At 73.4% G+C, this 24,186-nt stretch carries 23 protein-coding genes; 7 read left to right on the top strand and 16 right to left on the bottom strand.

Annotation, left to right across the window (positions count from 1 at the left end; all coding sequences use genetic code 11):
• Window positions 1–201: 201 nt before the first annotated feature.
• The 12 genes from moeZ to ACIP9H_RS09930 all read right to left on the bottom strand — a co-directional run bounded on the left by moeZ (window position 202) and on the right by ACIP9H_RS09930 (window position 15,051).
• Window positions 202–1,380 (bottom strand): adenylyltransferase/sulfurtransferase MoeZ, encoded by a 1,179-nt coding sequence (gene moeZ, locus ACIP9H_RS09985; protein WP_401580611.1) that lies wholly within the window; start codon window positions 1,378–1,380, stop codon window positions 202–204.
• 106 nt (window positions 1,381–1,486) lie between these two features.
• Window positions 1,487–2,248: a spherulation-specific family 4 protein gene (locus ACIP9H_RS09980; RefSeq protein WP_401580612.1), complete on the bottom strand. Its 762-nt coding sequence runs from the start codon at window positions 2,246–2,248 to the stop codon at window positions 1,487–1,489.
• Entirely contained in the window at window positions 2,236–3,150 is a 915-nt protein-coding gene (locus tag ACIP9H_RS09975; protein WP_360907310.1) for an NAD-dependent epimerase/dehydratase family protein, read from the bottom strand. Before ACIP9H_RS09975 ends, ACIP9H_RS09980 begins: the two co-directional genes overlap by 13 nt.
• 52 nt (window positions 3,151–3,202) lie before the next feature.
• On the bottom strand, window positions 3,203–4,348 hold the full coding sequence (locus ACIP9H_RS09970) for a hypothetical protein (protein ID WP_401580614.1): 1,146 nt from the start codon (window positions 4,346–4,348) through the stop codon (window positions 3,203–3,205).
• A complete protein-coding gene (gene pelF, locus ACIP9H_RS09965; RefSeq protein ID WP_401580616.1) occupies window positions 4,345–6,003 on the bottom strand; it encodes a GT4 family glycosyltransferase PelF in 1,659 nt (552 codons plus the stop codon). The genes ACIP9H_RS09970 and pelF overlap by 4 nt, the downstream gene beginning before the upstream one ends.
• 124 nt (window positions 6,004–6,127) lie before the next feature.
• Window positions 6,128–7,003, bottom strand: coding sequence for an alpha/beta hydrolase (locus tag ACIP9H_RS09960; protein WP_401580618.1), 876 nt, complete (start codon window positions 7,001–7,003; stop codon window positions 6,128–6,130).
• Between the two features lie 73 nt (window positions 7,004–7,076).
• Window positions 7,077–8,675 (bottom strand): dipeptide ABC transporter ATP-binding protein, encoded by a 1,599-nt coding sequence (locus tag ACIP9H_RS09955; RefSeq protein ID WP_401580620.1) that lies wholly within the window; start codon window positions 8,673–8,675, stop codon window positions 7,077–7,079.
• A complete protein-coding gene (locus ACIP9H_RS09950; protein WP_360907442.1) occupies window positions 8,672–9,661 on the bottom strand; it encodes an ABC transporter permease in 990 nt (329 codons plus the stop codon). The genes ACIP9H_RS09955 and ACIP9H_RS09950 overlap by 4 nt, the downstream gene beginning before the upstream one ends.
• A 5-nt stretch (window positions 9,662–9,666) precedes the next feature.
• On the bottom strand, window positions 9,667–10,662 hold the full coding sequence (locus ACIP9H_RS09945; RefSeq protein WP_401580622.1) for an ABC transporter permease: 996 nt from the start codon (window positions 10,660–10,662) through the stop codon (window positions 9,667–9,669).
• A complete protein-coding gene (locus ACIP9H_RS09940; protein ID WP_401580624.1) occupies window positions 10,659–12,374 on the bottom strand; it encodes an ABC transporter substrate-binding protein in 1,716 nt (571 codons plus the stop codon). The genes ACIP9H_RS09945 and ACIP9H_RS09940 overlap by 4 nt, the downstream gene beginning before the upstream one ends.
• A gap of 318 nt (window positions 12,375–12,692) precedes the next feature.
• Window positions 12,693–14,072 carry a DUF3152 domain-containing protein gene (locus ACIP9H_RS09935; RefSeq protein ID WP_401580626.1) on the bottom strand — a complete coding sequence of 460 codons (1,380 nt, stop codon included), beginning with the start codon at window positions 14,070–14,072 and terminating at the stop codon, window positions 12,693–12,695.
• Between the two features lie 4 nt (window positions 14,073–14,076).
• Window positions 14,077–15,051, bottom strand: a complete 975-nt coding sequence (locus tag ACIP9H_RS09930) for an alpha/beta fold hydrolase (RefSeq protein WP_401580628.1) — start codon at window positions 15,049–15,051, stop codon at window positions 14,077–14,079.
• A gap of 235 nt (window positions 15,052–15,286) precedes the next feature.
• Between ACIP9H_RS09930 and ACIP9H_RS09925 the strand changes: the two genes are divergently transcribed.
• The 4 genes from ACIP9H_RS09925 (at window position 15,287) to ACIP9H_RS09910 (ending at window position 17,017) form a co-directional block, all read left to right on the top strand.
• The gene (locus tag ACIP9H_RS09925) at window positions 15,287–15,532 is read left to right on the top strand and encodes a hypothetical protein (protein WP_360907328.1); all 246 of its coding nucleotides are present in this window, start codon (window positions 15,287–15,289) and stop codon (window positions 15,530–15,532) included.
• Between the two features lie 100 nt (window positions 15,533–15,632).
• Window positions 15,633–16,268: a TetR/AcrR family transcriptional regulator gene (locus ACIP9H_RS09920; RefSeq protein ID WP_401580630.1), complete on the top strand. Its 636-nt coding sequence runs from the start codon at window positions 15,633–15,635 to the stop codon at window positions 16,266–16,268.
• Window positions 16,269–16,384: 116 nt separating this feature from the next.
• Entirely contained in the window at window positions 16,385–16,615 is a 231-nt protein-coding gene (locus ACIP9H_RS09915) for a DUF3107 domain-containing protein (protein ID WP_401580632.1), read from the top strand.
• Window positions 16,616–16,738: 123 nt separating this feature from the next.
• Window positions 16,739–17,017 carry a hypothetical protein gene (locus ACIP9H_RS09910; RefSeq protein WP_401580633.1) on the top strand — a complete coding sequence of 93 codons (279 nt, stop codon included), beginning with the start codon at window positions 16,739–16,741 and terminating at the stop codon, window positions 17,015–17,017.
• A 339-nt stretch (window positions 17,018–17,356) separates the two neighbouring features.
• On the opposite strand, the gene ACIP9H_RS09905 is transcribed toward ACIP9H_RS09910, so the two are convergent.
• Entirely contained in the window at window positions 17,357–18,091 is a 735-nt protein-coding gene (locus tag ACIP9H_RS09905) for a ferritin-like fold-containing protein (RefSeq protein WP_319665121.1), read from the bottom strand.
• A gap of 493 nt (window positions 18,092–18,584) precedes the next feature.
• Between ACIP9H_RS09905 and ACIP9H_RS09900 the strand changes: the two genes are divergently transcribed.
• Together ACIP9H_RS09900 and ACIP9H_RS09895 are read left to right on the top strand one after the other, a co-directional pair.
• A complete protein-coding gene (locus ACIP9H_RS09900; RefSeq protein ID WP_401580637.1) occupies window positions 18,585–20,276 on the top strand; it encodes a DEAD/DEAH box helicase in 1,692 nt (563 codons plus the stop codon).
• A 144-nt stretch (window positions 20,277–20,420) separates the two neighbouring features.
• Window positions 20,421–21,317, top strand: coding sequence for an alpha/beta fold hydrolase (locus ACIP9H_RS09895; protein WP_401580639.1), 897 nt, complete (start codon window positions 20,421–20,423; stop codon window positions 21,315–21,317).
• Here ACIP9H_RS09895 and ACIP9H_RS09890 read toward each other — a convergent pair.
• On the bottom strand, window positions 21,314–22,222 hold the full coding sequence (locus ACIP9H_RS09890; RefSeq protein ID WP_319665574.1) for an NYN domain-containing protein: 909 nt from the start codon (window positions 22,220–22,222) through the stop codon (window positions 21,314–21,316). The genes ACIP9H_RS09895 and ACIP9H_RS09890 overlap by 4 nt on opposite strands.
• Window positions 22,223–22,453: 231 nt before the next feature.
• On the opposite strand from ACIP9H_RS09890, the gene ACIP9H_RS09885 reads away from it, so the two are divergent.
• Window positions 22,454–22,609 (top strand): hypothetical protein, encoded by a 156-nt coding sequence (locus ACIP9H_RS09885; protein WP_360907450.1) that lies wholly within the window; start codon window positions 22,454–22,456, stop codon window positions 22,607–22,609.
• Window positions 22,610–22,688: 79 nt separating this feature from the next.
• Here ACIP9H_RS09885 and ACIP9H_RS09880 read toward each other — a convergent pair whose 3' ends face one another.
• Both ACIP9H_RS09880 and ACIP9H_RS09875 read right to left on the bottom strand, forming a co-directional pair.
• Window positions 22,689–23,303, bottom strand: a complete 615-nt coding sequence (locus ACIP9H_RS09880; protein WP_401580642.1) for a MarC family protein — start codon at window positions 23,301–23,303, stop codon at window positions 22,689–22,691.
• Window positions 23,304–23,307: 4 nt separating this feature from the next.
• Window positions 23,308–24,186, bottom strand: coding sequence for a PHP domain-containing protein (locus tag ACIP9H_RS09875; protein WP_401580644.1), 879 nt, complete (start codon window positions 24,184–24,186; stop codon window positions 23,308–23,310).

Here is a 24,186-nt window from a genome sequence, read left to right as displayed (position 1 = left end):
GTACGCGGTCATGAGTGGCAAGAGGAAAGTCCGAGACCAGGTCAGCGAGTTCCGCACGGTTGGCCGGCGCGATGGGCGCGGCGGGGCGATCGCGGGTCAGGCCCGAATGAGACCGCGCGGCGCCGGCCGCCGGAAACGGCAGAAGCCCGCGGCGTCGCAGCCGCGGGCTTCCGGGGGCCCTGCCGGTCAGCGGGACGGTGATCAGTAGACGGGCTTCTCCGGCTCGATCGTGTTGACCCAGCCGATGACGCCGCCGCCGACGTGGACCGCGTCGGCGAAGCCCGCGGACTTCAGGACGGCGAGGACCTCGGCCGAGCGGACGCCGGTCTTGCAGTGCAGGACGATCTTCTTGTCCTGCGGGAGGTCCTGGAGGGCGTTGCCCATCAGGAACTCGTTCTTGGGGATCAGACGGGCGCCGGGGATGGAGACGATCTCGTACTCGTTCGGCTCGCGGACGTCGATGATGTCGATGTTCTCGCCGTCGTCGATCCACTCCTTGAGCTGCTTGGGAGTGATCGTCGAGCCCATGGCCGCCGCCTGCGCCTCCTCGGAGACGACGCCGCAGAAGGCCTCGTAGTCGATGAGTTCGGTGACGGTGGGGTTCTCGCCGCAGACCGCGCAGTCGGGGTCCTTGCGGACCTTGACCTGGCGGTACTGCATCTCCAGGGCGTCGTAGATCATCAGCCGGCCGACCAGGGGCTCGCCGGTGCCGGTGAGGACCTTGATGGCCTCGGTGACCTGGATGGAGCCGATGGACGCGCACAGCACGCCCAGCACGCCGCCCTCGGCGCAGGAGGGGACCATGCCCGGCGGCGGGGGCTCCGGGTAGAGGCAGCGGTAGCAGGGGCCGTGCTCGGACCAGAAGACCGAGGCCTGGCCGTCGAAGCGGTAGATGGAGCCCCAGACGTACGGCTTGTTCAGCAGCACGCAGGCGTCGTTGACCAGGTAGCGGGTCGCGAAGTTGTCCGTGCCGTCGACGATCAGGTCGTACTGGCTGAAGATCTCCATCACGTTGTCGGCCTCGAGCCGCTCCTCGTGAAGGACGACCTCGACGTACGGGTTGATGCCCTTGACGCTGTCGCGGGCGGACTCCGCCTTGGAGCGGCCGATGTCGGCCTGGCTGTGGATGATCTGGCGCTGCAGGTTGGACTCGTCGACCTCGTCGAACTCCACGATGCCGAGCGTGCCGACACCGGCGGCGGCGAGGTACATCAGGGCCGGCGAGCCGAGCCCGCCGGCGCCGACGCAGAGCACCTTGGCGTTCTTCAGCCGCTTCTGCCCGTCCATCCCGACGTCGGGGATGATCAGGTGGCGGGAGTACCTGCGGACCTCGTCGACGGTGAGCTCGGCGGCCGGCTCGACCAGGGGTGGCAGCGACACGGGGACTCCGTTTGTCGATCGATCACTACGGGTGGTTCTACCCGTAACACTGCCACGCCCGTCTTCATTCCAAGACCGCCGTCCCGAGGACCGAGACGCGATCCGGTCACATACTGGGCGGCGGCTGGCTCTGCAGCAGCCGCGACGCCTCCGCCCAGTACGCGGGCAGCCCCTCCCAGGCCGCGTGGTCGGTGCGGTCGGTGAAGTAGACGGTGGCGGCGCCCTGCCAGCGGGCGATCCGCATGGCGTTCTCCAGGTGCGGGGCGGGGACGCCGTGCACGAGGTGGCAGAAGCGCTCGGGCGGGTGGGCCGCGGTCCACTCCGGTGCCTCGGACCAGCGGTACTGGGTCCAGGGCCCGGCGAACGTGACGAGCTGGTCGGCGATCTCGGCGTAGCCCTCGTAGGGGTGGCTGCCGTGGCCGAGGACCACGTGGCCGCGGCTGCCGCCCTCGACCGCGAGCAGGGCGCGCAGCGTGGTGATCAGCCGCCGGCAGTCCTGGAGCTCGGCGGAGGTCGTCGGGGCCCGGTCGACGTAGAAGCCCTCGACGCGGTACCAGTCCAGGAAGCGGTGCGCGTCGGCGACGAGCTGCCCGAAGGGGCGGGCCCCGTGCCGTGCGTCCAGGTAGCCGAGGACGGGTACGGCCGCGTCCCGCAGCCGCACGGCCGCGTCGGTGTACAGGGGGTCCACGCGGCTGCCGGGCCCCCGCGAGACGTTGACGACCACCCAGTGCAGCGGCGCCTCGGGGCGGGCGAGTTCGGCCCACTCCGCGGGGGCGACCAGCGGGTGCGCGTACGCGGGCACGCCGAAGCCGAGCCCGTCGCAGCGGCCGATCGGCCGGCGTGTTCCGGCCGAGGTCAGACCCGGCATGCCGCCTCCATCCAGACGTCGGCGAGTGATTCCTCCAGGGCGATTCTGGGCCGCCAGCCCAGGCGGTCGCGCGCGGTGCGGACATCGGCCTGCTGCCAGGCCCCGCAGCCGTCGGGGTAGTGCGGCGGGCCGCCGCCGGCGATCTGCGGCTCCTCGACCTCGTGCAGCGCGCCGGTGTAGCCGGCCGCGGCCGCCAGGCCCGCGGCGACGTCGCGCAGCGGGACCGCGCGGCCGGTGCCGATGTTGACCATGCCCTGCGCGGCGGACAGGGAGGCGGCGTGCACGGCGCGGGCCACGTCGCGGACGTCCACGAAGTCGCGCTGCACGCCCAGTCCGGTGAGTTTGAGCTCCCCGTCGCCGGTCTGCATCGCCCGGCGCAGCGCCTCCGCGAGGCGGCCGATGGGCGAGGCGGCGGGGGTGCCCGGGCCCACCGGGGTGAACACGCGCAGGACGACCGCGTCCAGCCCGGACCCCAGCACCAGTTCGGACGCGGCGAGTTTGCTGACCCCGTACGGGCCGCCAGGCCGGGGCACCGCGTCCTCGGCGGTGGAACTGCCGGCGGGCGAGGGTCCGTACTCGGCGGCGCACCCGACCTGCACCAGCCGCGCCGAGGTGGCGCTGCGGCGCATGGCCTCGCAGACCGTGGCCACCGCGATCGTGTTGTGCCGGGTCAGTTCGCGGGCGCCGCCCCGGATCGCTCCCGCGCAGTTGACGACGACGCCGGGGTGCACCGCGTCCATGAAGCGGGCGAGCGCCCCCGGGCTCCCCGACGACAGGTCGAAGCGCACGTCCGCGTCGTCGCTGCGGCCCAGCGCGGTGAGCTGCACGGCGGGGTCGGCGAGCAGCCGTTCCGCCACATGACGGCCGACGAATCCGTCGGCCCCGAGCAGGAGGACTCTCATCGCGCGTGCCTCCGCCGGGCGTGCGCTGGGATCGGGGGTCGGTGGTTCATCGTCAGTTGCTCCTTGACTGCTTCTTCGTGCCTCGCGGGGCGGGGCGGGTCATCGCGGGCGCCGCCGCGAAGGTGTGGGCCGAGGCCCGGGACAGCGCGGACAGCGCGTAGGCCGCCAGCGCCGGGGCCGCCGCGGCGCACGCGACGGCGGCAACCTCGGCGGGGGCCAGCGACAGCCGGCCGAGCGGGACCGCGGCCAGGCCGACGGCCTCGGCGGCGCAGGCCAGGCCGGTGGCGACCGCGCCGGCGTCGGGGTAGCCGTGGATCGCCAGCAGGCGGCCGGTGAACAGCAGCAGGGCCAGCGCGGCGGGCCCGGCGAGGGTGGCGGGGGTGAAGGGGGCGCCGACGACGGCGCGTGCGGCGCACAGCAGGGCCGTGACCGCGGCCAGGTGGAGCGCCAGGGTGCCGAGGAGCAGCGGGCGCACCGCGGCCCCGAACTCCTCCAGGCTGCGGCTGCGCAGCAGATGGCCCCGGGCGCGTACGGCGAAGCGGTGCGCGCACCAGGCGGCGGGCGCGAGCGACAGCGCCAGGGCGGTCGTGACGGCCCCCGCGGCCGGCTGCCGGACGCCCTCGGCGAAGGCGGCGAACCCCAGCAGCCAGCAGGCCCACAGGGTGCCGCCGGCGCCGTTGCCGTAGGGGGTCCGCAGCGGCCCGGTGCGCAGTGCGGCGAAGAGCGCGGCCAGCAGCAGCGGGCCGGCGACGGCGACGACGGCGAGCGAGTGCAGGGTGTGCAGCGCCCAGGTGGCGGCCGCGCACACCAGGCCGGGGGCGAGGGTCAGCAGCACCGGGGGCCGTACGGGTGTCTCGGCGGCCGGTTCCGGCCCGTCGGCCCGGGGCACCCGGGCGTACAGCTCCTCGGCGAGGGTGAAGACGTCACGATGGCGGAACGAGCCCGCGACCCGGTCGGTGACGCCCTGCGCCTCCAGTCCGGCGACGATCTCCAGCGGGTCCACCGCTTCGGCGCACAGGTGGTGGTGACGGTGCATCAGTCCGCGTACGGGGTCGGCGGGTCCGTGCTTGCGCGGCGGGGTGCCGGCCTTGCGGGCGGCCGGATCGGCGGGGGCAGGGGGCGGCGGGTCGCCCCAGGACGCGCCGGCCGCCGGGGCGGCGGGCCGGTCGTGCGACTGCTCCTGCGGCGCGCGGCTCATGCGTGGTCCTGCCTCTCCGGGCCGGCGAACGCGGGCTCGCGCCGGCGCGCCCAGGTGGGGGTGGCCGTCCAGCGGCCGGGGACGTGCGCCTCGGCGGGCCGGCCGAAGGGCACGGGCGCGCCGTCCTCGTCCCGCAGGGGCCCGTCGCGGCCGGGGGCGTGGGCGACGAGGTCGAGGTAGATCTCGCGGAAGGCGGCGATGTTCTGCTCGACGGTGAAGAGCTCCAGGGCGCGTTCGCGGGCCGCCGCGCCGAGCCGCCGGCGCCGTTCGGGGTCGCGGAGCAGGGCGACGCACGCCTCGGCGAGCGCGCGGGGGTTGCGGGGCGGGACGACCAGGCCGGTGCCGCCGATGACCTCGCGGACGGCGCCGACGTCGGTCGAGACGGTGGCCCGGCCGCAGAACATGGCCTCGACGAGGGAGAGCGGAAAGCCCTCCACGATGCTGGAGAGCACCACCACGTCGCCGGCCGCGTAGGCGTCCGCGAGTCCGGGGGTGCCCGGCGCGCCGAGTTCCTCGAAGGTCACCGGGCTCTCGCCGACGGTCACCGCGTTCGCGGCCTCGTCGGGGAAGAGCTGGGCCGCCAGGGCGCGGCAGTGGTGCAGGTAGCCGGGATCGGCGTCGGCGGCCCGGATGATGCGCAGCCGGGCGCCGGGTTCGGCGCGGCGGACCTCGCCGAAGGCGTGCAGCAGGGCGATCAGGTCCTTGCCGGGTTCGATCCGGCCCACCCACACCAGCGCGGGGTCGCCGCCGCCGGTGTCCACGGGGCCGGGCACGGTGCCCTGATAGCCGGGATGGACGGTGCGGACGCGTTCGCGGTCGGCACCGCAGTGCTCCTGCCAGCGCCGGGCGTGGGCGTTGCCGGGGGTGACGAGGGCGGCCTTGCGGTAGGCCTCGCCGGCCAGGCGGCGGTGGAAGGCGGCGAGCAGGGCCCTTACGGGGGCGGGGAGTCCGGCGGCGCGGTGGGCGAGCAGTGTCTCGCGCAGGCGGACGCCGTACTCGGTGATCAGCAGGGGCGTTCCGAAGAACCGTTTGGCCAGAAGGGCGGGCAGCAGCGCGGTACCGCCGGTCACGGCGTGGGCGAGGTCGGCTCCGGCCAGGGCGTCGCCGAACTCGTCGTACCAGGGGGCGCTCAGCGGGCGCAGCGCGCGCTCCAGCTGGTCGGCGACGGCCATCAGGTCGCCCACGCCCGCGTCGGCCACCAGGGGGCGTGCACCGGGTGCGCGGCAGGCGTCCTCCAGGACGCGCAGGGCGAGTTCGGAGCGGAGCAGCGCGGGGACGCCGCCGTCCTCCCGGGCGAGGTCGGCCAGTCCGTAGAGGGCGGAGGCGAAACGGTCCGCCACGCCGTTGGCGCCGACGTCGCCGGCGAGCGTCCCGGCCAGGTCGCGGTAGTGCTCCAGCACCAGGGAGCGGCGTCTGCGCGCCTTCGTCCCGGCCGCCGCCGGCCGGGGGGCGGGGCCCCACAGCGGCAGGGTGCGCACGGCGGTCACCTGCGGCGGCAGCTCCAGCAGCCCGGAGGCGTCGGCGCGTTCGCTGCGGCCGAGCGTGTACACCGCGAACTCGTGGGCGTCGAGCCCGCGCACGAGGCGGTCGACCCAGGCACTCCCCTCGCCCCGCGCATACGGATAACCACCCTCGGTGAGTAATGCGATCCGCACGTCTGCCCCCTCTCGGCACCGGTCTTCTCGGGCGCGATGACCGTATGCCGGTGACGTGCCGACACGACGGACGGTTGTCCGCCGTGCCACCGAAAGGGGTGAAGAGGCGTAACTTTCGCAAGCGTTACGCGTTTTTACCGAGTAGGCGTTCGCCGACGAAGCGGAGTGCGTCGGGCGCGACCCGGCGCCAGTAGCCGTCGTCGTGCGCGCCGTGGTCGAAGGCGGCCACCGCCGGGTGCACGGCGTCCGCGAACTCCCGCGCGGCGTCGTGGAACGGGTCCTCGCGGCCGCACCACACTCCGACGCGGTCGCCCTTGACCTTCAACTGCCCGGTGTGGCGCAGCGGTTCGTCCGCCTCCCAGTCGATCTGCCCGCCGAACACCCCGACCGCCCGGGCGTCGGTCCAGGTGCGGAACAGCGCCGGGCTCAGCACCGCCACGGCGTCGACGGCGCGGGAGCGGGCGTAGCGCAGCGCGCCGAAGCCGCCCATGGATATGCCGAGCACGGCGCGCGGGGCGCGGCCGCCGAGCCATCCGGGCAGTTCCCGCAGCAGCATGCGCTGCGGGTCCGAGCCGCCCGACGCCTGCCAGTACGAGGCCTGGCCCCCGTCGACCGCGACCAGGCGGCAGGGCGGGACGCCGCCCTGGACCGCCTGCGTCAGGAAGCGGGCCATCCCCAGCTCCACCAGGCCGTACGCCGACGAGCCCCGGCCGTGCAGCAGCAGGCAGACCGGCAGCCGGTCCGCCTGCGCGGCCGGGATGCCGTGCGGGTCGACGGTCACCAGCTCAGGGCGGCTGCGGGTGGCCCGCGAGGTCACCCGGCGCCGGGTGACCCGCCCTTCCGGCACGTCGGGGACGACGCCGTCCGGGCCGGTCCAGCCCAATTGCCTGCGGAACGCGGCGCTTTCGGGCAGCGCGTCCTCGGCCACCCCCACCATGCCCCCGCCCAGCGCGGCCGCGGTCGCGACCGCGCCCCCCATCATGAACGCCCGCCGCCGCACTTGTGCGCTCCCCTCGCCCCCGGCCCGCGCACGTCGCGCGGGCCGCGCCCATCCTGCCCCAGGGGCGTGCGGATCACGCCACGCGGGCGCGCTCCGTGCGACGCGCCGCCGCGGCGGCGGGGTCCAGCACCGGCACGGCCGCCAGCAGGCCCCGGGTGTAGTCGTGCTCCGGCGCCTCGTAGACCTGGTCGGCGGGCCCGTGCTCCACGATGCGTCCGGCGCGCATGACGGCGACGCGGTCGCTGACCTGGCGCACGACGGCGAGGTCGTGGGCGACGAAGACCAGCGCGATGCCGAGTTCGCGCTGCAACTCGCCGAGCAGGGCGACGACCTGGGCCTGCGTGGTGACGTCCAGCGCCGAGACGGGCTCGTCGCAGACGATCAGCCGGGGCTCGGGCGCCAGGGCCCGCGCGATGCCGACCCGCTGCCGCTGCCCGCCGCTGAACTCGTGCGGGTAGCGGTGGTACCAGGCGGGGTCGAGCCCGACCCGCTCCAGCAGTTCGCGCACCCGCGCCACCACGGCCGCGTCGTCGAGGACGCCGGCCGTGCGCAGCGGGTCGGCGATGGACTCGCCGATGCTGCGCCGCGGGTTGAGCGAGGAGACGGGGTCCTGGAAGACCATCTGCAGCCCGGTCCGGCCGCCCTCGTGCCGGATCCGGCCGCCGCTGGGCTCCAGCAGGCCGACGAGCATGCGTCCGAGGGTGGTCTTGCCGCTGCCGGACTCGCCGACGACACCGAGGGTCTCCCCCGCGCGCACCGTCAGCGAGACGTCGTCGACGGCCGCGAAGCGGGCGCCGCGCCGGCCGAACTCCCGGCGCAGACCGGTGGCCTCCAGCAGGATCTGCCCGCCGCCCGCGTCCGGCGCGGGCGTCCGGGCGTTCTCCACCCGCGGCACCGCCGCCACCAGGTCGCGGGTGTACGCCTGTTCCGGCGCGCCCAGCACCTCGCCGACCGGGCCGCGTTCCACGGCGCGTCCGTCCTTCATGACCAGCACCTGGTCGACGCTGCCCGCGACGACCCCCAGGTCGTGCGTGACGAGAAGCAGGCCCATGCCGGTCTCGCGGCGCAGTTCGTGCAGGAGGTCGAGGATCTGCGCCTGGACGGTGACGTCGAGGGCGGTCGTGGGCTCGTCGGCGATCAGCAGCCGGGGCTCGCAGGCCAGTGCCATGGCGATGAGCGCGCGCTGCCGCATGCCGCCGCTGAACTCGTGCGGGCGCGAGCGCGCGCGGCGCGGCGCGTCCGGGATGCCCACCCGGTCCAGCACCTCGACCGCGCGCTGCCGGGCCGCCCGGCGGGAGGCCTTGGGGTGGTGCACGCGGTACACCTCGGCGATCTGGTCTCCGATGGCGAAGTAGGGGTCCAGCGAGGACAGCGGGTCCTGGAAGACCATCGCGGCCAGTCCGCCGCGCAGCCGCCGCAACTCGCGTTCCTCCGCGGTCTGCACGTCGACCCCGGCGACCCGCACGGAGCCGCCGATCTCCGCGCCGCTGTCCCGGTGCAGTCCGAGCAGGGCGTAGGCGGTGGCGCTCTTGCCGCTGCCGGACTCGCCGACGACGCCGAGCGCGCCGCCCGCCTCCAGGGTGAAGGAGAGCCCGTCCACGGCGCGGACCGGGCCGGCCCCGGTCGGGAAGTCGATCGTGAGGTCGGCGACCTCGATCAGCGGTGACGTCATGCCAGCACCACCCGTCGGTCGGCCACCGCGTACAGCACGTCCGCGAGGGCGTTGGCGAGTACCACGAAGAAGCCGGTGACCAGCACGAGGCCGACCACCACCGGCAGGTCCTCGGTGCTGACCGAGTCCACCAGGCTCTTGCCGAGCCCCGGGATGCCGAAGAGCGACTCGGTGAGCACCGCGCCGCCGAACATCGTCCCCAGGTCCAGCGCGGACAGCGCGATGACCGAGGGAAGGGCGCCGCGCAGCGCGTGCCGCCCGATGACGGAACGCTCACGGACGCCGTAGGCGCGCAGTGTGCGCACATGGTCCTCGGCGAGCGTCTCCAGCATGGAACTGCGGGTCAGCCGTGCGTACTTGGCGCTCTCCAGGATGGCCAGGGAGAGCCAGGGCAGCAGCAGGTTCCACGCCCACTGCTCGGGGTCCTCGGTGAGCGGGACGTACGACGGGAAGGGCAGCCAGCCCAGCACCGAGACGAACAGCAGCATGAGCAGGATGCCGATGATGAAGACGGGCACGGCGTTGCCCGCCAGCGTCAGCGCGGTGAGCAGCCGCGCGCCGATCCCGCCGTGGCGCAGGGCGGAGAGCAGTCCGCTGCCGACGCCGATGACCAGCCACAGCACCATCGCGCCCAGCGAGAGCGAGGCGGTGGCCGGCAGGCGCTGGGCGAGCAGCGAGGTGACCTGCTCCCCGCTCTGGTAGGAGAAGCCCAGGCACGGAGCGCCGCAGTGCTCGGTCCCGACGCCGGTGCTGACGTCCGTGCCGGCCACCAGGCCGTGCAGGAAGTGCAGGTACTGCGCGTAGGCCGGGGAGTCCAGGCCGAGTTGCGTGCGGACCTGGTCGACCTGGTCGGCGGTGCACTTGGGCCCGCAGGCCAGCCGCGCCGGGTCGCCGGGCAGGAGGTAGAAGAGCGCGTAGACCGCGACGCTCAGGACGAGGAGGACCACCAGCGCCGAAAGCAGCCGCTGGAGCGCGAACCGGGTCATGGCCATCAGGAACCCGCCTTCTTCTTCCGCCGCCGCGACAGGACGCGGACCCGGCCGGCCGCCCGCGGGTCGAGCGCGGTGCGGACCCCGTCGCCGAGCGCGGTGAACGCCAGCACGGTGACGAAGATCAGCCCCGCGGGCAGCAGCACGTACGTCGGATCGGCCTGGTACCAGGTGGTGGCCGAGGAGAGCATCTGGCCCCAGGAGGGCGTGGGCGGCTTCACGCCGATGCCGAGGAAGGACAGGCCGGCCTCCGAGGCGATGTTGCTCGGCACCAGGAGCGCGGCGTACGTCACCACGGGCGCGGCCAGCGAGGGCAGCAGTTCGCGGCGGGCGACGCGCCAGCGGCCCGCCCCGCCGAGCCGAGCGGCGGCCACGTAGTCCAAGGACTTCAGGCTGAGGGTCTGGGCGCGGACGATGCGGGAGGTGCCGCCCCAGCCGAGCAGGCCGAGGACGAGGACGAGCAGCACCGGGCGCGGGAAGTCGGCGGGGACGATCGCCAGCAGCGCGATGGAGAAGACCAGGGTGGGCAGCGCGAGCATGACGTCGGTGGTCCGGCTGAGCAGTCCGTCCAGGAGGCGGTTGCCGAGTCCGGCGGCCAGGCCGACGCCGACGCCGATGACCACCTGCACGAGGGTCGCGCCGATGCCGATGCCGAGCGAGATCCGGGCGCCGTAGGCGAGCCGGGCGAACAGGTCGCGGCCGGTGCCGGGTTCGACACCGAGCCAGTGGTGGGCGTTCACGCCGCCGAAGGAGCCGAGCGGGACGCCGCCGAGGGCGGAGTCGACGGCCGAGGCGTGGTACGCGTCGGGGTCCTGCCCCTCCAGCGCGGCGAGCAGCGGCGCGGCGAGGGCCACCAGGACGAGCAGGGCGATGACGGCGGTACCGGCGAGGGCCGCGCGCTGGGCGCGCAGCCGCCGCCAGACCTGCCGGGCGCCCGGCGCCGCCCCGGATTCCTCCGGGGCGGCGCCGGGCGTCACCAGGACGTCGGTGGTGGTCACTTGACCGCGACCTGCGCCACGTCGAGGACACCGGTCCAGTCGCTGATGACGATGTTCTTGACGTCCTTGCCGTACAGGCGCTTGTACACGGGGTACGCCAGCGGCACGGTCAGCGCCTGCTCGCCGATCTTCTTGTCGAGCGCGCCCCAGCGGGTGGCGGCGGCCTGGAGGTCGGTGAGCTTGTTGATCTCGTCGATCTCCTTGTTCACGGCCGGGTCGTCGAGCTGCGAGGCGTTGTAGTTGTAGCCGTCCTTGACGATCTGCCGGCCGTCGAAGATCGGGGCCAGGAAGGGGCCGCCGGACGGCCAGTCGGCACCCCAGCCGGCGAGGAAGAAGCCCGGCTCGGTCTTCAGGGTGTGGATCTTCTCGCTGTAGGCGCTGGACTCCAGGCCCTGGAGCTCGACGGTGATGCCGGCCTTCTTCAGCGCGTCCTGGAGGGCGGTGGCGACCTCGGGACCCTGCTCGTCGCCGCCGGTGGAGTCGTGGGTGAGGGTGACCGTCAGGCCGCCCGGGTACCCGGCCTCCTTCAGGAGTTCCTTCGCCTTGGCGGCGTTGCCGTTCGCGCCCGCGGGGAACGGGTCGTACGGGGTGTAGCCGAAGGACTTCTGCGCCGGCAGGAAGGTGGTGGCGGGCTCGGCGAGGGAGGAACCGCCCAGGGCGTTGACGACCGTGGTGCGGTCGGTCGCGTAGGCGATGGCCTGGCGCACCTTCGGGTTGTCGAAGGGCTTCACCTTCGGGTTGAAGGCGATGTAGTCGGTGTAGCCGAAGTGGCCGGTGCCGACGCGGCTCGCCAGCTCCTTGTCGCCGGTGATCTTGGCGAGCTCGGCGGCGGTGAGGTTGGTGTCGGTGGTGACGGCGGCCGCGTCCTTGCCGGCGCCGGAGGACAGCCGCTGGTTGATCACGGCGGCGGCCAGGCCGGACGTGACGTCGATCGTGTCCGGGTAGGCCTTGCGCTCCTCGTCGGTCTTCGGGTCCCAGTGGGTGTTGCGCTCCAGGACCAGGTGCTCGCCGTCGTTCTGGTTCGACACGACCTTGTACGGGCCGGACGAGAAGGGGTGGTTCTCGTACTTGGTGCCGGTGTCCTTGGCCTGCGGCACCGGGGCGAAGGAGGTCTGGGTGGCCAGGAACGGGAAGTCGCCCTCGGGCTTGTCCAGGTGGAAGACGATGGTCTTCGCGTCCGGGGTCTCGATGGAGTCCAGGCCGCCCTTGTCCTTGTACGGGCCCTGGTAGTCCTTGCCGCCGGTCAGCCAGTCCCGCAGGTAGGGGGCGCCGCCGGACAGTTCGCCGGCGAAGGACCGCTCGATGCCGTACTTGATGTCGGCGGTGGTGATGGGCGAGCCGTCCTCGTACTTCAGGCCGTCCTTGAGGTGGTACGTCCAGACGGTGGCGTCCGCGTTGGGGGTGCCGGTGTCGGTGGCCAGGTCCGGGACGACCTTGGCGCCCGGGGCGCCGTTCTCGCGGTTGCGCGTGGTCAGCGTGCGGAAGACCAGGCCGGGTATGTTGCCGCCGCCGGAGGTGTAGAGCCGGGCGGGGTCGAAGTCCTCCTGGGGCGACTGGTTGAGGACGTAGAGCGTGCCGCCCTTGGCGGGCTTGCCGCCGCCGGTTGCCTTGGCCCCGTTCTCCTCCGGGCCGCACGCGGCGGCGCCACCGGTGATCGCCAGGACGACGGCGGCCGCGGCGAGGCGGCGGGGTGTGACGGACAACTTGGACATCGAGAAGACCTTTCGCGGCTGCGAGGCAAGGGGGCGGGACGGAAGAAGGCCCGCAGGCAGCGGCGAACGGTCCTGTCAGGAGGACCGATGAAATACGTGCGTCAAGCACTGCGCCCACGGGCGGATGGCTCCGGGGCGGTGAAGGGGAGGATTCCCGTTACGCGTCCGGCACCGTGGAAGGGCGACACGAGATATCGGCCACACTCTGCCCGTCCACGCCGATGAGCGCCAGCTCGATGCTGGCGTCGGCGTCTGTGGCAGGGCGGTGCTGCGGCATGCCAGAAACATTGAACGATGAATCGCCCGATGTCAAAAAACCTATCCCCGGGGGTAGGGCCAGGCGTTCGGCTTGCAGGTCACTCCGTCGGCGGTCAGGAACTTCGTCTGCTGCATCATCACCGGGGCCAGAGCCCCGTTCTTCGGGCACAGCACGTGGTTGTAGCCGAGCCGGTGCCCGACCTCGTGGTTGATCAGCATCTGGCGGTAGGCGAACATCCTCGCCGGGCCGTACGTCTCCGATCCCTGCGCCCACCGAAAAGCATTGATCATGGTGCGTGGAGTCGACGCCGCGTCACATGACACATTGTCAACTGTGGTGTCCAGACCGGATTCCGCGCACACCTTTGCCGTTGTCCCGGGACTTGCCAAAGTAATGACGATGTCCGCACGGCCCGTTGAAACGCGCTCGAAAGTGCGGGCGCCGTCGTGGGCCCAACTCCGTTTGTCGTTGAGCGTCGTGAAGACCGCGTCGGCAAAAAGCCGGCCGTCCAGCGGCAGGCCCTTCTCAACGTCGACCCGCACGCGCAGCAGCGTGCCCCTGCCCGGCGCCTTCTGGTGGCCGCCCACGGTCTGGAAAGCGCCGCCCAGGTGCAGGTCCTTGCCGAGCGGGTACTGCCGGGCCATCGCCTGGTCGTAGGTGAGCGGCGCGACGGCGGCGGACGGCGGGGCCGAGGGGGTGGCCCGGCCCTCGGAACGGGACGCGGAGTCCTCTGCGCCCCGGGAGGGGCCGGTGGCGCCGGCCGTCGCCGGACGCTTCGCGTCGTCGCCGCCGTACAGCTGCCCGGCCACCACGACGGCCAGGACGGTGACCACCGCGGCTGCGGCCGTTCCGGTGAACGCGCGCCCCTTGGCGCTCTTCTTCGGCGCCTCCTCGGCGGGCCCGTCCTCCTCCACCGTCCCGGGGGCCGGCGATGCGACGGCGTCGAAAGCGGCGACGAAGTCCTGCCGCGGGCCGGGTATTCGGCGGTCGGCCGGACGCGGCGCGGTGCGCTGGCGCGGCAGCAGCCCGGCCGCCCGGCGGCCGCCGGTATCGGCGGGGTCGTCGGTGTCGGCGGGATCGTCCGTGTCGGCGGGGCCTCGAAGGTCATCCGGGACCAGCCCCGAGTCGGCGAGATCCGCCGGCCGCGTGCCCCGCGGGGTGCGCGGCGAGGTCCAGGAGCCGGTCCGGCCCCAGGCGGAGTGCTCCCGGTGCTCCGGGTGCCCGTGCCCCGGGCCCTCCTGCCGGTCCCGGGCGGTGTCACCGGGCCGGAAGCCGTCCCAGCCGCCGGGGGCCGGGGTGTTCGGGCCCGCCGGACGCGGCGGGACCGTGGTGGCCGGGCCGCCGCGCCTGCGGCGCCCGTTGCCCGAGCCGCCGGATATGCCGCCGGAGGTGTCGTCGCGGCGGCCGTCGCGGCCGCCCGGTGCGCTGTGCCTGCCCATGCCGTCAGTGATCCGTCCGCGCGTCCGTGTCCGTGGCGTCCAGCAGCTCGCGGAAGGCCCGCGACACCGCGTCCGGGTGCTCCATCATCGCGACGTGCCCGCTGTCGGGGAGCAGCAGCAGCCTCGCGTCCCGGAAGGTACGCGCGGCACGGTACGCCATCCGGGGGGCGACGAGCCTGTCCCGGCCCCCGTACACCAGCAGGGTCGGCGCCAGCACGCGCTCGGCCTGCCGCCACAGATTGTGCTGGCCGCCCAGGGTGTAGGCGTCGATGATGCCGCGCGCGGAACGTGTCAGCGCGTCCCAGAAATAGGGGAGGGCCAGCCGGCGCGCGTACTCCTGCGCGTGCTCGGCGAAGGCCTCCTCGGTCACCTTGCCCGGGTCGCCGTAGCAGAGCGAGAGCAGCTGCTGGGTGCGCCGGTCCACCGTCCAGCCCCGGGTCGCCCGGGTGAAGAGCCCGGCCACGCCGGGCACCCCGAGGATGCCGGTCGGCCAGGCGCTGCGCTGCGGCGGCACCTCGGGCAGGGCGGGCGAGATCAGAGTGAGGGTGCGGACCAGGTCGGGCCGGGCCGCGGCCACCTTGGTGGCGACCGCCCCGCCCAGGGAGTTGCCGAAGAGGTGCACGGGACCGCGCCCGGAGGCCTCCATGAGGCGCACGACCGCGCGCGCGTGCCCCCCGATCGTGTAGTTGCCGTCGTCCGGCGGCGGCGAGTAGCCGAATCCGGGCAGGTCCAGGGCCTCGCCGCGGACCCGGTCGGACACCACGCCCATCAGCATCGACCAGTTGAGGGAGGAGCCGCCCAGGCCGTGCACGAAGAGCGCGGGGGGCAGCCGCTCGTCCTCGTCGGCGCGGGCTCGGACGGTCAGCGTCAGGCCCGGCAGGGACACGACGCGCACGCTCTCCCCGTCCCCTGCTCTGGGCCCCGCAGGCGGCAGAGGCACGGCGGCAAGTGCGGCTTCGCGGGACTCCGTCGAGGACATGGGGCAATGTTACGAGACGATCACGCGTACGCTTGTGTGTTCGCTCTCACACGCGCCGTCGGGTTTTTTTCGTCCCTCCCGTCACTCTGCAGGGGCGGATGACGTCTCCTACGCTCGCAAGAGGGGAACGAGGGAAACGAGGGGAACAAGGACAAACAGACGGACACAGCGCAAGCGGCCGGGCGGTCCCGTGCGAGACCGGGTCCGCCGGTTCCGGACAGGAAGGGAGGTGCCCGTGTCCGACGACATCGAGACATTCGACGGTGACCTCACCGACGTCACCGACCTCGCCGAGCTCACCGACGACCTGGAGGACACCGAGGCCGACATCGAGGCCCCCGAGAACGACATCGCCGAGCAGCACCTGGAGCTGCTCCAGCACCGCGACGTCCCGATCACCGAACGGCCCGACGACGCCGATCCGGCCGACGTCGCCGAGCAGCGACGGGTGGTGGAACTGGACGAGGACGACTACAGGTGAGTTCCACTTGGTGAGAATGTGCGTTCGCACAGCGCATGGCCCCACTACCGAAAAGTACGATGGCACCCGCAGCGCAGAACGACATCACTTGGGAGGCGGCGTGACAGCCATCGAGCAGACTGAGGCGCGCCCTCGCGGGACCCGCCTGCCGCGCCGGGCCCGGCGCAACCAGCTGCTGGGCGCGGCCCAGGAGGTGTTCGTCGCCCAGGGCTACCACGCCGCCGCGATGGACGACATCGCCGAGCGCGCGGGCGTCAGCAAGCCCGTGCTCTACCAGCACTTCCCCGGCAAGCTGGACCTCTATCTGGCCCTGCTGGACCAGCACTGCGAGGCCCTGCTGGACGCGGTCCGCACCGCCCTGGCCTCCACCTCGGACAACAAGCAGCGCGTGGCGGCCACCATGGACGCCTACTTCGCGTACGTGGAGGACGAGGGCGGCGCCTTCCGGCTGGTCTTCGAATCGGACCTGACCAACGAGCCCGCGGTGCGCGAGCGCGTCGACAAGGTCTCCCTCCAGTGCGCCGAGGCGATCAGCGAGGTGATCGCCGAGGACACCGGGCTGGCCACCGAGCAGTCCATGCTGCTGGCCGTCGGCCTCGGCGGCGTCTCCCAGGTCGTGGCCCGCTACTGGCTCTCCAGCGGCAGCTCCATGCCCCGGGACACCGCGGTCCAACTGCTGACCTCACTGGCCTGGCGCGGCATCGCCGGCTTCCCGCTGCACGGCACCGAACACTGACTGTTCGCTGTGGGCGTGCCCGTCGGCCGATCGGCGGGGCGCGGGCGCGGCTAATGTGTCCTGCGTACGGCGCGAATCACCGCGCACACCGCAGACCGTTCGGAGGGACGAAAGCCGTGGAGGTCAAGATCGGCGTGCAGCACGCGCCGCGTGAGATCAGCATCGAGAGCGGGCAGACGGCCGAGGAAGTCGAGAAGGCCGTCGCCGACGCCCTGACGGGCACCGGCAAGCTGCTCAGCCTCACCGACGAGCAGGGCAAGCGCGTGCTCGTCCCCGCCGACCGGCTGGCCTACGTGGAGATCGGCGAGCCCGCCCAGCGCCGCGTGGGCTTCGGCGCCCAGCTCTAGCCGCGACGCGGCTCCGGAACACGACGGCGGGTCACCCTCACGAGGGGGGTGGCCCGCCGTTTCGCGTTCCCCTGCGGAGGGGTAGGACCCCGAGCGACCGTCACCTCAGGGAGGGGCCGCCGCATGCTGTGGGAAACGATCGCGTTCGCCGCCGCCGGGCTCGTCGTCGCCTATGTGGCGACCAGGCTGCTCCCCCGGCGCCGGCTCCCCGCGACACCGCTCGCCCTGATCACCGGCCCCGTGGCCGCCCTCGTCGGCGGCTCCATCGCCCGCACGGTGCTCGGCTCCGCGCTCTTCCCGCTCAACCTCACCCTCTCCGTGGCCGTGGCGGCCGCCCTGCTCTCCGTCCTCGTCCGCCGCCCCCGCCCCGACCACCACCGCCCCGCCCCGCGCCCGGCGTAGGCCCGAAGCGCCCCACTCCCCGCAAGGGAGCGGGGCTCGGCCCATCTCACCGAAGGCGCAGCGCACCCTGAGCAATGGCCCCTGCGTCCGGCGAGTGAGCCGAAGGGGACGCCGACGCGGTCGGGGAACCCGGACTCGCCCCCATACCGCTGGAGGGGCCGAGCACCGCTTCACCGCGCCGAAGTCGCATCGCGCGCCCTGAACCACACGACCAACTGCCCCGGCGAGTGAGCTGAAGGGGAGCGGTCGGTGTCGAAAGAGAGTGGGGGCACCCCCAGCGGTAGCTGGGGGTGCCCCCAACAGCGACTGAGCGACCCGGAGGCGAACCGAGCCCCAAAATTAGGCAGACAGCCCCAGGGCCGCCATGCGCTTGGTGTGGGCCTCGGTGATCCGGGTGAACATGCGCCCGACCTCCGCGAGGTCGAAGCCGTCCGCGACGCCGCCCACGAGCATCGTGGAGAGCGCGTCCCGGTCCGCGACCACCCGCTGCGCCTGCGACAGCGCCTCGCCCATCAGCCGCCGGGCCCACAGCGCGAGCCGGCCGCCGAGGCGCGGGTCGGCCTCGATCGCCGAGCGCACCTTCTCCACGGCGAAGGAGGCGTGGCCGGTGTCGTCGAGCACGGCGAGGACGAGCTCGCGGGTGTCGGTGTCCAGCCGGGCCGCGACCTCGCGGTAGAAGTCGGAGGCGATCGAGTCGCCCACGTAGGCCTTGACCAGGCCCTCCAGCCAGTCCGAGGGTGCGGTCTGGCGGTGGAACTCGTCCAGCGCGGCCGCGAAGGGCTCCATGGCCTGGGTCGGGGCCGCCTCGATCGCCGAGAGCCGGTCGCGCAGCTGCGCGAAGTGGTGGAACTCGGCGGACGCCATCGCGGCGAGCTCCGCCTTGTCCTCCAGGGACGGCGCGAGCTTCGCGTCCTCCGCCAGTCGCTCGAACGCGGCCAGCTCCCCGTAGGCGAGCGCCCCCAGCAGATCCACGACCGCGGCGCGGTACTGCGGATCGGCGGACGCGGCGGCCCAGTCCTGGGCCGCGATGGTGGGAGCGTCGGGGGTCTCGGCGGGGGTCTCAGGCGTCTCCATGGTGCGCACAATAGCCAACCCCACCAGCCCGGCAACCATCCCGTACGACCCCGCCACGCGGAAGTCCCCGGGGGTGTGTCCCGCATCCCGGAAATCGGACCCCCTCGGCTGTGTGATTCCGGGGTACAGTGGTATGAGCCCGCCAGGTGAACCGGCGGGTAATGTGTGAACGAGCACCAATGGATGCCCGGTCGGTGGCCCGATCGGCTCCTACCGACCGCCCTCCCCGCGTCTGGGGAGGGGCCCGCTTCGCGGCGCACGCGAGGGCAGCGGTCCCGCGCACCTCGGCCGCCCATGGCCGTACGACACCCCGCGCGGTCAGCGCAGTTCCCTGCGCTCGACCCTCCCCGCTTCACAGCACGGCGCCGCGCCCAGAAACAGAAGAGGCAGCATCCTGACCACCATTACGACCTTCCGTGACCTGGGGATCCTCCCCGAAACCGCCGAGGCGCTCGAAGCCGTCGGCATCACCACCCCCTTCCCGATCCAGGAGATGACCCTGCCGGTCGCCCTGGCGGGGAACGACGTCATCGGCCAGGCCAAGACCGGCACGGGCAAGACCCTGGGCTTCGGCCTGCCGATCCTGGAGCGCGTCGTCGTCCCGGTCGACGTCGAGGCCGGGCGCGCCCGCCCCGAGGACGTCGTCGACGGCCCGCAGGCGCTGGTGATCGTCCCCACCCGTGAGCTGTGCCAGCAGGTGACCAACGACCTGCTGACCGCCGGCAAGGTGCGCAATGTGCGCGTGCTGGCGATCTACGGCGGCCGCGCGTACGAGCCGCAGGTCGAGGCCCTGAAGAAGGGCGTCGAGGTGGTCGTCGGCACTCCGGGCCGGCTGCTGGACCTGGCCGGGCAGAAGAAGCTCAGCCTCCGCAATGTGCGCGCACTGGTGCTCGACGAGGCCGACGAGATGCTCGACCTCGGCTTCCTGCCCGACGTCGAGAAGATCATCGACATGCTGCCGGTCAAGCGGCAGACCATGCTCTTCTCCGCGACGATGCCCGGAGCCGTGATCGGCCTGGCCCGCCGCTACATGTCGCAGCCCACGCACATCCGCGCCACGTCGCCGGACGACGAGGGCGCGACCGTCGCCAACATCACGCAGCACATCTTCCGCGCGCACTCCCTGGACAAGCCGGAGCTCGTCGCCCGCGTCCTCCAGGCGGACAGCCGCGGCCTGGCGATGATCTTCTGCCGCACCAAGCGCACCGCGGCCGATCTCGCGGAGCAGCTGGAGCAGCGCGGCTTCGCCTCGGGCGCGGTCCACGGCGACCTCGGCCAGGGCGCCCGCGAGCAGGCGCTGCGCGCCTTCCGCAACGGCAAGGTCGACGTCCTGGTCTGCACCGACGTCGCCGCCCGCGGCATCGACGTCGAGGGCGTCACGCACGTGATCAACTACCAGACGCCGGAGGACGAGAAGACCTACCTCCACCGCATCGGCCGCACCGGCCGCGCGGGCGCGTCCGGTACCGCGATCACCCTGGTCGACTGGGACGACATCCCGCGCTGGCAGCTGATCAACAAGGCGCTGGACCTGCCGTTCAACGACCCGGAGGAGACCTACTCCACCTCGTCCCACCTCTACGAGCTGCTGGGCATCCCGCAGGGCACCAAGGGCGTCCTGCCGCGCGCGGAGCGCACTCGCGCCGGGCTCGACGCGGAGGAGATCGAGGACCTGGGCGAGACCGGCGGCCGCGGCCGCGGTCGCGGCGGCCGCAAGGCTGCCGGTGCCGCGGTGGAGACCGAGGAGCGTCCGGCCCGCACCCGTGCCCCGCGCCAGCGCCGCCGCACCCGCGGCGGGAGCCCGGTGACGGAGGCGGCCGAGGGCGCCGAGCAGGCCGCCGAGGCCGCGCTCGACACCGCCGAGGGCGCACCGGCCGCGGAGCGCCCCGCACCGCGCCGCCGGCGCCGCACCCGTTCCGGCGCGGAGTCCGCGGCCGGAACGACGGGCACGGCCACGGCCACCGAGGAGACCGCCGCCGCGGAGGCGCCCGCCGCCCCGCGTCGCCGGCGCACGCGCGCCAGTGCGGCCTCCGCCACCACTCCCGCGCAGTCCGCGCCGACGGCCGGGACCGAGGCCCCGGCCGCGGCGGCTGCCGCCGAGGGCGACGGCGGCGAGGCCAAGGCCCCGCGCCGCCGGCGCCGTACCCGTACGGCCAAGCCCGCGGACACCGAGACGGCGGGCTGACACACCCCGCCCGGCGTATTGCCGGGACGGATACGACGGCGAACGGCCGGACACCCTCAGCGGTGTCCGGCCGTTCGCCGTCGCGCGCGACAGCCGTGGGGGGCGCGTAGCACGACGGAAACCCGCCGCGGATAGCCTCGCCGCATGAGCCGACCGCCGTTTGTGACCCTGCCCGAGAACGTCACCGCACACCCGCTGTCCACCGAACGCGGTCGCTTCGCCGTCCTGGAGGCGGTCCCGCCGGCGGGGACCGCGCGGCGCGGCACGGCACTGCTGGTGCCCGGCTTCACCGGCAGCAAGGAGGACTTCCTCGCGCTGCTGACGCCGCTGGCCGCGGCGGGCTTCCGCGCGGTCGCCGTGGACGGCCGGGGCCAGAACGAGTCGGTGGGCCCGCGGGACGAGTCGGCGTACGCGCAAGGGGAGCTGGCGGCCGACGTCCTCGCGCAGACCGCCGCGCTGGGCCCGGACGCGGGCCCGGTCCATCTGCTGGGGCACTCGATGGGCGGCCTCGTCGTGCGCGCCGCGGCGATCACGGCCGGGGCGGCGCCGGGCAGCGGTGTGCCGTGGGCGTCCCTGACGCTGATGAGCTCCGGGCCCGCCGCGATCGAGGCGGCCCAGCAGGCGCGGACGAAGCTGCTGCTGGAGGCGCTGTCCTCGATGGACATGGAGAGCGTGTGGCGGGCGATGCGCGAGCTGGACGCCCAGGATCTCGAGGGAACGGCGGGCGCGACCGGCGAGGTCGAGGAGTTCCTGCACCAGCGCTGGCTGCGCACCGTGCCCGAGCAGCTGATGGCGACGGGCGGGCAGCTGATCGCGGAGCCGGACCGGGTCGCGGAGCTGGCCGCGGTGCCGCTGCGCATGCTGGTGCTGTCCGGCGCGGTCGACCACGCGTGGCCGGTGCCGTGGATGGACGACATGGCGGAGCGGCTGGGTGCCCGCCGCGTGGTCGTCGAGGGCGCGGAGCACTCGCCCAACACTGAGCGCACCGCGGAGACGGCGGCGGCGCTCGTCGCGTTCTGGAACGGGAACGACGAGGCCTAGAGCCGGGCCTGCAGGTGCTCCCAGAAGCCGTCGCGCAGGACGCGGCGCAGGTCGGCGTGGCCGCGCAGCGAGATGTTGAGCATGCCCTCCGCCTCGACGAGCAGTTCCTGGTCGTAGGCGGGCGGCAGGTAGGGGTGGCCCGGCAGCAGCTCGGCCAGGGAGTCGCGGCCGCGGGTCGCCAGCCACTGGGAGGCGACGCGGGCACCGACGAAGTGCACGTCCTCGCGGGTGGGGATGGGGCCGGTGGGGATGGGCGCGTCGCCGTAGATGGGCGCGGTGCGCCGGGTGATGTACGGCTTGCAGAAGTCCAGGTCGAGCGTGCGCAGGCTGTCGACCTCCCACAGCAGGGGGTCGGCCTGGTTGCGTCCGTCGGCGGCCTCGATGCCCCACAGGTGGACGCGGGCGCCGTAGCCCTGGGCGGCCTCGACGGCCGAGACCAGGTCCTCGTCGCCGCCGATCAGCACGGCGTCGGAGATGGCCCGGTGCCGGGCCAGTGACTCCAGGTCGCTGCGGATCAGCGAGTCGACGCCCTTCTGCTGCCGGCTGGCGTTGAGGTTGCCGAGCCGCACCTTGACGTCGGGCAGCTCGGCGATGCGTTCCTGCTCGGCGCTGTGGATGCGGCGGCGGGCCCCGTCGTACCAGTAGACCCGCAGCAGCCGGCTGTCCGGGAAGAGCTTGCGGGCGCGGTCGATGAAGGCCTCGATGATCCCCTCGGCGTCGAGTTCGAAAGCCCTGCGGTCCTCGGTGCCCGCGACGAGCCGGCCGGCGGCGGCGTACACGTACCCGGCGTCCACGAACACGGCGTGGGTCGCCGGGGTCGTGGCGACCTCGGCGAGGACCCGCTGCAGGAGCTCGTTGGTGCGCTCGATGCCGGCGGCGATGGCGGAAAGGGCTTCGTCTTCCATAGAACTCACATTGTCCGGCGCCCCCGTCCGCACTCACAACCGGGACCTCGGCCGGGGGGCCGCTGCGGGCTGTTGTTACCTGCGGGTAGAAGGCGGCTCGAAAATTTTCCTTAGGACAGGGAAGGTTTTCGGCGCGGCAACAGTTGTCGATACATGAATGACCCACGCAGGTAACGGCTGCGACGCAGCCCCGTACTCCAATGGAGGAGTGCCCGGACGAAGGGAGAAGCCATGAAGACCATGCGCTTCGAGATCATGCGCCTCAACGACCAGGACGGCCGCGCCGTCGACTGCATGGTCGTGGACGCCGCCTCCGTCGATCAGATCGTCCAGCAGGCCGCCGCGATCGGCCAGCGCATCTACATCCGCCCGGTCGAAACGGCCTGACGGACACACAGCGGAAAGGGCCCCGTACGCCGCGGCTGCGGGGCCCTCGTCGTGCCCGCGTGCGGCGGGCGACGGACCGTCAGCCCTCGCCGCGGATGAAGCCGAAGACGCCGTTGGCGATCTGCTGCACGGCGATCGCCGAGAGCAGCATCCCGGACAGCCGGGTGACCAGGACCACACCGCCGTCCTTGATCAGACGGATGATCACCAATGAGTAACGCATCGTCAGCCAGAGCACCACGTGCATGGCGGCGATCGCGCACCACACCGACACCTGTTCCCCGAAGCCGTGTGCGCGCTGCACCGCGAGGATCACCGTCACGATCGCGCCCGGCCCGGCCAGCAGCGGCATGCCGAGCGGCACCAGCGCGACGTTGACGTCCTTGGTCTGCGTCGGCTCGTCCGCCTTGCCGGTGAGCAGGTCGAGCGCGATGAGCAGCAGGAGCAGTCCGCCGGCGATCATCAGGGCGGGCACCGAGACATGCAGGTAGTCCAGGATCTGCTGGCCGCAGATCCCGAAGACGGTGACGACGCCGAGCGCGACCGAGGCGGCCTGCCAGGCCATGCGGCGCTGGACCTTGGCCGCGCGGCCGGAGGTGAGGGCGAGGAAGATCGGCGTGATGCCGGGCGGGTCCATGATCACGAAGAGCGTGACGAAGACGGACCCGAACAGGGTCAGGGAGAAGAGATCCATGGGCCTAGCGGTGTACGGGAGGGGTGAGCGGGGCCGCGCCGGTCGCCCTGCGGACGATCTCGCGGTAGACATCGGGGTCGGTGGTGTACTCGCCGAGCCGGCAGGTCTTGCGCGTGCCGTGGTAGTCGCTGGAGCCCGTGGCGAGCAGCCCCAGTTCGGCGGCGAGGTGGCGAAGCCGGGCGCGGGTGGACTCGTCGTGGTCCATGTGGTCGACCTCGATGCCGTCCAGTCCGGCCGCGGCCAGCTCCTGGATCATGCTCTCCGGAACGACCGCCCCGCGTTTGACGGCGGCGGGGTGCGCGAAGACGACGACTCCGCCGGCGTTCTTGACCAGGCGGATCGCCGCGAAGGGGTCCAGCTCGTGCTTCTCGACGTAGGCGCGGCCACCGGGGCCGATCCACTCGGGGGTGAACGCCTCGGCGATGCTGTCCACCAGGCCCGCGTCGATGAGTGCCTGCGCGATGTGCGGGCGGCCCACGGCACCGTCGCCCGCGATGCGGGCGACCTGGTCCCACGTCACCGGCACGCCGTATTCGCGGAGTTTGGCCACCATGGCCTGCGCACGGGGCGTCCGGTCGTCGCGCACGAGTTCGCGCTCCCGGTGCAGCTCCGGCTCCAGCGGGTCGAAGAGGTAGGCGAGCATGTGCATGCTCACGCCGTCGTGCCGGCAGGAGAGCTCGGCGCCGGTGACCAGGGTCAGGCCGCTCTCACCGCGGGCGTGCAGCTCGTCGAGCGCCTTCCCGGCCTCGGCGTGCCCGCCCACCGTGTCGTGGTCGGTGAGGGCCACCACGTCCAGCCCCGCGGCGGCCGCGGCCCGGACCAGCCCGGCCGGGGTGTCGGTGCCGTCGGACGCCGTGGAGTGGGTGTGCAGGTCGATGCGCAC

The sequence above is a fragment of the Streptomyces sp. NPDC088732 genome (genome assembly GCF_044751205.1).
GTDB lineage: Bacteria > Actinomycetota > Actinomycetes > Streptomycetales > Streptomycetaceae > Actinacidiphila.
The sequence above is the reverse complement of the archived record's forward strand: the minus strand, read 5'-3'. Positions and strand labels throughout refer to the sequence as shown.

Bases quoted from the DNA above. Each gene is read 5' to 3' on its own strand.
- ACIP9H_RS09980 (WP_401580612.1), bottom strand. From the start codon at position 2,248: ATGCCGGGTCTGACCTCGGCCGGAACACGCCGGCCGATCGGCCGCTGC.
- ACIP9H_RS09975 (WP_360907310.1), bottom strand. From the start codon at position 3,150: ATGAGAGTCCTCCTGCTCGGGGCCGACGGATTCGTCGGCCGTCATGTG.
- ACIP9H_RS09900 (WP_401580637.1), top strand. From the start codon at position 18,585: ATGACCCTGCCGGTCGCCCTGGCGGGGAACGACGTCATCGGCCAGGCC.
- ACIP9H_RS09885 (WP_360907450.1), top strand. From the start codon at position 22,454: ATGAAGACCATGCGCTTCGAGATCATGCGCCTCAACGACCAGGACGGC.
- ACIP9H_RS09880 (WP_401580642.1), bottom strand. From the start codon at position 23,303: ATGGATCTCTTCTCCCTGACCCTGTTCGGGTCCGTCTTCGTCACGCTC.
- ACIP9H_RS09955 (WP_401580620.1), bottom strand. From the start codon at position 8,675: ATGACGTCACCGCTGATCGAGGTCGCCGACCTCACGATCGACTTCCCG.
- ACIP9H_RS09935 (WP_401580626.1), bottom strand. From the start codon at position 14,072: ATGGGCAGGCACAGCGCACCGGGCGGCCGCGACGGCCGCCGCGACGAC.
- ACIP9H_RS09905 (WP_319665121.1), bottom strand. From the start codon at position 18,091: ATGGAGACGCCTGAGACCCCCGCCGAGACCCCCGACGCTCCCACCATC.
- ACIP9H_RS09895 (WP_401580639.1), top strand. From the start codon at position 20,421: ATGAGCCGACCGCCGTTTGTGACCCTGCCCGAGAACGTCACCGCACAC.
- ACIP9H_RS09930 (WP_401580628.1), bottom strand. From the start codon at position 15,051: ATGTCCTCGACGGAGTCCCGCGAAGCCGCACTTGCCGCCGTGCCTCTG.
- ACIP9H_RS09890 (WP_319665574.1), bottom strand. From the start codon at position 22,222: ATGGAAGACGAAGCCCTTTCCGCCATCGCCGCCGGCATCGAGCGCACC.
- ACIP9H_RS09970 (WP_401580614.1), bottom strand. From the start codon at position 4,348: ATGAGCCGCGCGCCGCAGGAGCAGTCGCACGACCGGCCCGCCGCCCCG.
- ACIP9H_RS09940 (WP_401580624.1), bottom strand. From the start codon at position 12,374: ATGTCCAAGTTGTCCGTCACACCCCGCCGCCTCGCCGCGGCCGCCGTC.
- ACIP9H_RS09950 (WP_360907442.1), bottom strand. From the start codon at position 9,661: ATGACCCGGTTCGCGCTCCAGCGGCTGCTTTCGGCGCTGGTGGTCCTC.
- ACIP9H_RS09910 (WP_401580633.1), top strand. From the start codon at position 16,739: ATGCTGTGGGAAACGATCGCGTTCGCCGCCGCCGGGCTCGTCGTCGCC.